At 56.9% G+C, this 1,435-nt stretch carries 1 rRNA gene; it reads right to left on the bottom strand.

Annotated elements, in window-relative coordinates:
• Nucleotides 1-1,120, bottom strand: a 23S ribosomal RNA gene (locus CFP66_RS46835); the annotation flags it as partial.
• Nucleotides 1,121-1,435 lie beyond the last annotated feature (315 nt).

Raw genomic sequence — 1,435 nt, 5'->3', positions numbered from 1 at the left:
CGATCCCACATCCTTTCCCACTTAGCGCACGCTTAGGGGCCTTAGCCGGTGATCTGGGCTGTTTCCCTCTCGACTACGAAGCTTATCCCCCGCAGTCTCACTGCCGCGCTAGAAATACCGGCATTCGGAGTTTGGTTGAGTTCAGTAAGCTTTTAGGCCCCCTAGCCCATCCAGTGCTCTACCTCCGGCATCCACCACACGACGCTGCACCTAAATGCATTTCGGGGAGAACCAGCTATCACGGAGTTTGATTGGCCTTTCACCCCTACCCACAGCTCATCCCCCAGGTTTTCAACCCTGGTGGGTTCGGGCCTCCACGACGTCTTACCGACGCTTCACCCTGGCCATGGGTAGATCACTCCGCTTCGGGTCTACACCCCGCGACTACAACGCCCTATTCAGACTCGCTTTCGCTACGGCTACCCCACACGGGTTAACCTCGCCACGAAGCATAACTCGCAGGCTCATTCTTCAAAAGGCACGCCATCACCCAAAGGCTCTGACGGCTTGTAGGCACACGGTTTCAGGTACTATTTCACTCCCCTCCCGGGGTACTTTTCATCTTTCCCTCACGGTACTAGTCCGCTATCGGTCATCAGGGAGTATTTAGGCTTACCGGGTGGTCCCGGCAGATTCACAGCAAATTCCACGAGCTCGCTGCTACTCGGGAACACGATCCAGACCGCATGCAATGTTTTCGCGTACGGGGCTCTCACCCGCTACGGCGACCCTTTCCAGAAGTCTTCCGCTAACACCACACCACGACCTCGCAGACCCGGCAGGATCCACACGACCACGTCCCACAACACCCCAGCCGCAACGCCTGCCGGCTTGACACGACCGAGGTTTAGCCTCATCCGCTTTCGCTCGCCACTACTCACGGAATCACGGTTGTTTTCTCTTCCTGTGGGTACTGAGATGTTTCACTTCCCCACGTTCCCTCCGACAGCCTATGTATTCAGCTGACGGTGACACCCCATGACGGGTGCCGGGTTTCCCCATTCGGAAATCCTCGGATCACAGCTCGGTTGACAGCTCCCCGAGGCCTATCGCGGCCTCCCACGTCCTTCATCGGCTCCTGATGCCTAGACATCCACCATGTGCCCTTAAACACTTGTTCACAACAAGATGCTCGCATCCACTATGCAACACTCAACACACAACCACACCCCAACCCCAAACGACCACCACCACCCCGACAACAGCAGAGCGTTAGATGACCCGAGCCAGGAGCCAAAAGACACACCCCAAAAACAAGGTGTCCCTTCAGGACCCAACAGTGTGCCAAGCACTCATGAACCAGCCGTATGTGTTCCACCCAGCGCCACACCCCACAACCACGCAGGTGCGACTTTATCGAAGAAAGGAGAACCAACACCCCAACAAACAGAGCCCGGTCAACCCCACCAACACGGTGGACTCCTTAGAAAGGAGG

The organism is Pseudonocardia sp. MH-G8 (assembly GCF_002262885.1).
Classification (GTDB): Bacteria; Actinomycetota; Actinomycetes; order Mycobacteriales; family Pseudonocardiaceae; genus Pseudonocardia.
The sequence above is the reverse complement of the archived record's forward strand: the minus strand, read 5'-3'. Positions and strand labels throughout refer to the sequence as shown.